This is a genomic window from Polynucleobacter sp. 39-46-10 (assembly GCF_002282275.1).
Genome location: NZ_NCJB01000157.1, coordinates 1 through 5408 on the forward strand (window position 1 = coordinate 1; position 5408 = coordinate 5408).

Consider the following 5408-nt stretch of genomic DNA (forward strand, 5'->3'; position numbering starts at 1 on the left):
CTAATAAATTCATAAAAATTGTGTAAACCCCAATAAGCTGAGTTTGCGCCCATAAAGCCTATAAAATCTTCTTTTATTTACAAAAAGCATAAAGGCTTAGCCCACACAGCTCATGACCAAAGCAAGTTCTGATATTCCAGCTATACCGGTCATTCCCGTCATTCTCTGTGGTGGCTCTGGTACTCGTCTTTGGCCTTTATCTCGCTCGGGCTTTCCAAAGCAGTTTTTGGTGCTTTCAGGTGATGATTCAGCAAAAAGCCTCTTTCAACAGGCGGTGGAGCGATTAAATACCGTTGCCACTGGAAACACCGGAAACACTGGAAATGCGCAGTCTTCTATTACCATTGGTAAAACACTGATTGTGACCAACGAAGAGCATCGCTTTTTAGTTACAGACCAATTACGGGAGTTGCCCCAAGTCAAGGCAACACTATTACTTGAACCCATCGGCCGCAATACTGCTCCAGCACTAACCTTAGCTGCGCTATATGCCAGCGAGCAGGGATCTGAAAGTAATACAACATCATCCGATCCCATTTTGGTGATTACGCCGGCAGATCAAACTATTCAGAATGGCGCAGCGTTTACTAAGGCATTGCAAGATTGCGTCAATGTGGTTGCATCTGACAAGAGTAAAAAAACGATTGCCATCTTAGGTATTACGCCAACCGCGCCAGAGACGGGTTATGGCTACATTCAGAAGGGTTGGACTCAAGGCATCCATGGTGAATTTACTGTTGAGCAATTTGCAGAGAAGCCGGATGCCAAAACTGTCCAATCCTATTTAGACAACGGCCATTATTTCTGGAATAGCGGCATGTTTGTTTTGCGTGCGAGCACTTGGCTCGCCGCTTTAAAAGAATTTCGCTCTGATATTTTTGGTGCCACTGAGACGGCTTGGGTTGCTAGAGCGATTGATCAATCTGGCGATGCTGAATTTATTCGCCCCGACAAGGAAGTATTTCAATCTATTCCGAGTGAGTCGATTGACTATGCTGTGATTGAAAAATGCCCTGGTAGTCAATATCAGATCAAGATGGTTGAGCTCAATGCAGGTTGGAATGATTTAGGTGCCTGGGATGCAGTCTGGCAAGTGGGTAAAAAAGATGAGTGCGGTAATGTCACTAGTGGCGATACTTTGCTGAGCAATACTAATAACTCATTGGTGCATGCCAGTAGTCGTTTAGTCGGTACTGTGGGCATTGATAACCTAGTCATTATTGAAACGGCTGATGCGGTGCTGGTTGCCGATCGCTCCAATAGCCAAGATGTTAAAAGTATCGTCAATCAATTAGAGCAACAACAGCGTGAAGAGAAAAACCTGCACCGTAAGGTTGCGAGACCTTGGGGTTGGTATGACAGCGTGGATGAGGGTGAGCGCTTTAAAGTCAAGCGTATTCAGGTAAAACCTGGAGCGAGCTTATCCTTGCAAATGCACCATCATCGCGCTGAGCATTGGATTGTGGTTAAAGGTACCGCAGAAATTACGAATGGCGACAAGGTCATCATGTTGACTGAGAACCAAAGTACTTATATCCCCCAAGGCCAAACTCATCGCTTGGCTAATCCTGGCAAAACTGCACTAGAGATTATTGAGGTGCAATCGGGTGGTTATCTTGGTGAGGACGATATTGTGCGATTTGAAGATACTTATGGACGCTCACAATAATGAGCAATGAAATGAATTCAGCAGAGCTCAATAGTTTAAAAAAGCGAACCGCCTTAATTTGTGGGGTGAGTGGCCAAGATGGTAGCTATTTGGCACAATTGCTTTTGCAAAAAGGCTATGCAGTTTTTGGTACTTCACGAGATGTACAAGGCTCCTCTTTTGCCAACCTTAAGAAGTTGGGTATTGAAGGTCAAGTCAGTTATATCTCCATGGTCCCAGAGGACTTTAGAAGTGTGTTGGTTGCGCTACGCAAAAGTAATCCCGATGAGATTTATTACTTAGCAGGCCAATCCTCGGTAGGCTTATCTTTTGAACAGCCTGCTGAAACCATTCAAAGTATTACCTTGGGTACCCTCAATATCTTAGAGGGTTGTCGCATGGTGGAGCAACCCATCAAAATCTACCATGCTGGATCTGGTGAATGTTTTGGTGACACCCACGGCGAGTCAGCCAATGAAAATACTCCGTTCTACCCAATGAGTCCTTATGCGGTTGCAAAGAGTTCCGCCTATTGGTTAGTCAATAACTACCGTGATGCCTATGGCTTATTTGCCTGCACTGGTATTTTGTTTAACCATGAGTCTCCACTGCGCCCTGAGCGCTTTGTGACGCAAAAAATCATTCGAGCCGTAAAGCGTATTGCTCAGGGCAGCAAAGAGCAGTTAAAGCTGGGGCGTTTGGATATTGCCAGGGACTGGGGTTGGGCCCCTGAATATGTAGAGGCCATGTGGTTGATGTTGCAACAAGATAAACCAGCAGACTTTGTGATTGCCACAGGAACCACGATTACCTTAGAAGAGTTTGTGAAGACTGCGTTTGAGCAAGCAAAGCTCAATTGGAAAGACTTTGTGGTTCAAGATCCGACTCTTTTTCGCCCGACAGATTTAGAAATTGGACGGGCGGATCCGAGCAAGGCAAATAAAGGGCTAAATTGGGAGGCCTCAATCAAGGGTGCTGAAGTCGTCAAAAGAATGTATCAATCTTTATAATCAATTTTTAATATAGTTATTAGTTATTTAAAAAAACAGTAGTCAAAATAAATATGAAAAATAATCAAAAAGTCGCATTAATTACCGGTATTACTGGCCAAGATGGCTCTTATCTGGCTGAGTTCCTATTAGAAAAAGGCTACATCGTTCATGGGATTAAGCGCCGTGCGTCTTCATTTAATACCGAGCGGATTGATCATCTATATCAAGATCCTCATGTGAACCATCCTGACCTGATTCTGCATTACGGCGATCTGACTGACACCAGTAATTTGGTGAGGATTATTCAAGAGTGTCAGCCTGATGAAATTTATAACTTGGGCGCGCAGTCGCACGTGGCCGTTTCTTTTGAATCCCCAGAGTACACGGCAGATGTCGATGCAATGGGCCCACTGCGGATGCTTGAAGCGATTCGTATTTTAGGTCTGGAGAAGAAAACCCGTTTCTACCAAGCATCCACTTCTGAGCTCTATGGCTTAGTGCAAGAGATTCCACAAAAAGAGACAACCCCTTTTTATCCTAGAAGCCCCTATGCAGTAGCTAAGATGTACGCTTACTGGATTACCGTGAACTACCGTGAAGCGTACGGCATGTATGCCTGTAACGGAATTCTCTTTAACCATGAATCCAAGCGTCGTGGCGAAACCTTTGTTACTCGCAAAGTGACTCGCGGCCTAGCCAATATTGCCCAAGGCCTTGAGAAGTGTCTGTTCATGGGTAATATTGATGCCCTGCGTGACTGGGGTCATGCGAAAGACTATGTGCGTATGCAGTGGTTAATGCTCCAACAAGACAAGCCAGAGGATTTTGTGATTGCTACTGGTGTGCAGTTCACGGTCAGGGAATTTATCACTCGTAGCGCCAAGCAATTAGGTATTGCTCTCAAGTTTGAAGGCGCTGCCGAAAACGAGAAGGCCATCGTTGCTAGCATTGAAGGTGATAAAGCACCAGCCTTAAAGGTAGGTGATGTGATTATGCAAATTGATCCACGCTATTACCGTCCTACTGAAGTCGAAACCCTTTTGGGTGATCCAACGAAGGCCAAAGAAAAGCTGGGTTGGGTTCCAGAAATCACACTCGATCAAATGATCGTTGAGATGGTGGCTAATGACTTGGATCAAGCAAAGCAACATGCCTTATTAAGTAAGCATGGTTACTCAGTGGCAGTTGGTAAAGAGAATTAATTGCGAATAATTAAGAAGTAAATCCCAGAATAAATATCAAGCAAAAAAAATTAAAGAATGATTACTGATTTAAATCACAAGATCTACGTAGCTGGGCATCGTGGGATGGTTGGGTCTGCAATTGTTAGAACCCTTCAAGCTAAGGGTTATCTCAATATTGTTACAAGAACTCACGCAGAACTTGATTTAACCAACCAGGCAGCTGTACAAGCATTCTTTGGGCAAGAAAAGCCTGATCAAGTCTATTTGGCTGCAGCTAAGGTGGGCGGTATTCATGCTAATAATACTTATCCCGCTGAGTTTATATATGACAACTTGATGGTTCAGAACAATGTCATTCATCAGGCTTTTCTGAGTGGGGTGAAAAAACTCTTATTTTTAGGATCAAGTTGTATCTACCCTAAGATGGCGCCTCAACCAATGGGTGAAGATGCATTGCTGATGGGCAAGTTGGAGCCTACAAATGAGCCTTATGCGATTGCCAAAATTGCCGGTATTAAGATGTGCGAGAGCTATAACCGCCAGTACGGAAAATCCCATGGTGTGGATTATCGTTCGGTAATGCCAACCAACCTCTATGGCCCTGGAGATAACTACCATCCTGAAAATAGCCATGTGATTCCAGCACTGATTAGAAGATTTCATGAGGCTAAAGTAACAGGCGCTCCAGAAGTGGTGATTTGGGGTACGGGCACTCCTAAGCGTGAATTTTTATACGTAGATGATATGGCTGCTGCATCAGTATTTGTGATGGAGTTGGATAAAGGAATCTATGATGAGCACACATCTCCAATGGAGAGTCATATTAATGTTGGTTATGGCAGTGATGTGACAATTGCCGAATTGGCGGATACAGTTGGCCGTGCTGTTGGCTATCAGGGAAGGATTAGTTTTGATGCAAGCAAGCCTGATGGTGCACCACGTAAGTGGATGGACTCTAGTCGTCTGAATAAGTTGGGTTGGAAGGCCTCGGTTTGCTTAGAGATTGGCCTGCAGAAGACTTATGGAGAGTTTGCCCAAGCAGAATGCTAGCATTCCACGAGGGGTTTATTGATTACGAATGGTCGATGGCGCTTTTGGAAAAGTAGCGTCAATTAGATCATGGTGGCTTTTGATTAATGGCTTATAGAAGTCGGGGCTCCATACATCATAGGCATGCATTCCCATTGGTAATTGCCTGGATTTAAGAAGCCAGTATTCTGGATCACTTTCAAATGCAAAATTGCTAGCCAATTCAATGGGGCACGATTTAAAAGAATGGTCCCTCTGTCCCCAGTATCCAAAGAAAGCATCTTCTAGAAAATAGTTGAGAGATTCATGATTTTGTTTTCGTAAAAGAAGATCTAGTGTGCGCGGAATGTTTCGCAGGGATAGCCCTCCATTACCCACGTGAAATCGGGAAAAAAAGTTTTTTAAAATTGGGCGATTAAATAAAAATAAGGGGTTTTCAAAACCCGTCTTCCATGGTGCGCCAAAATAGTCGTAGCCTAGAGACGTGAAAAATAGAACTTTATTTTCCAGTAAAAAGGCATCAAGTTGATGCATAAGCATCCACTGGTATTTGTC

At 44.0% G+C, this 5408-nt stretch carries 5 protein-coding genes; 4 read left to right on the forward strand and 1 reads right to left on the reverse strand.

The features are described 5' to 3' along the window. Positions 1–112: 112 nt before the first annotated feature. From B7X71_RS11345 to B7X71_RS11360, 4 genes are read left to right on the forward strand one after another with little or no spacing between them, the layout of a single operon-like run. Positions 113–1669 carry a mannose-1-phosphate guanylyltransferase/mannose-6-phosphate isomerase gene (locus B7X71_RS11345; RefSeq protein WP_293598673.1) on the forward strand — a complete coding sequence of 519 codons (1557 nt, stop codon included), beginning with the start codon at positions 113–115 and terminating at the stop codon, positions 1667–1669. Between the two features lie 11 nt (positions 1670–1680). Beyond that, positions 1681–2658, forward strand: coding sequence for a GDP-mannose 4,6-dehydratase (locus B7X71_RS11350; protein ID WP_293598674.1), 978 nt, complete (start codon positions 1681–1683; stop codon positions 2656–2658). Between the two features lie 53 nt (positions 2659–2711). Next, positions 2712–3842, forward strand: coding sequence for a GDP-mannose 4,6-dehydratase (gene gmd / locus B7X71_RS11355; protein WP_293598675.1), 1131 nt, complete (start codon positions 2712–2714; stop codon positions 3840–3842). Positions 3843–3899: 57 nt separating this feature from the next. After that, the gene (locus B7X71_RS11360) at positions 3900–4874 is read left to right on the forward strand and encodes a GDP-L-fucose synthase (protein WP_293600776.1); all 975 of its coding nucleotides are present in this window, start codon (positions 3900–3902) and stop codon (positions 4872–4874) included. Positions 4875–4889: 15 nt separating this feature from the next. On the opposite strand, the gene B7X71_RS11365 is transcribed toward B7X71_RS11360, so the two are convergent. Then, positions 4890–5408 (reverse strand): DUF5672 family protein (locus B7X71_RS11365; RefSeq protein WP_293600777.1); only part of this gene is annotated, 519 nt, incomplete at its 5' end.

Excerpts from the sequence above, each read along its gene's own strand:
- B7X71_RS11345 (WP_293598673.1), top strand. The coding sequence starts at position 113 with ATGACCAAAGCAAGTTCTGATATTCCAGCTATACCGGTCATTCCCGTC.
- B7X71_RS11350 (WP_293598674.1), top strand. The coding sequence starts at position 1,681 with ATGAATTCAGCAGAGCTCAATAGTTTAAAAAAGCGAACCGCCTTAATT.
- gmd (WP_293598675.1), top strand. The coding sequence starts at position 2,712 with ATGAAAAATAATCAAAAAGTCGCATTAATTACCGGTATTACTGGCCAA.
- B7X71_RS11360 (WP_293600776.1), top strand. The coding sequence starts at position 3,900 with ATGATTACTGATTTAAATCACAAGATCTACGTAGCTGGGCATCGTGGG.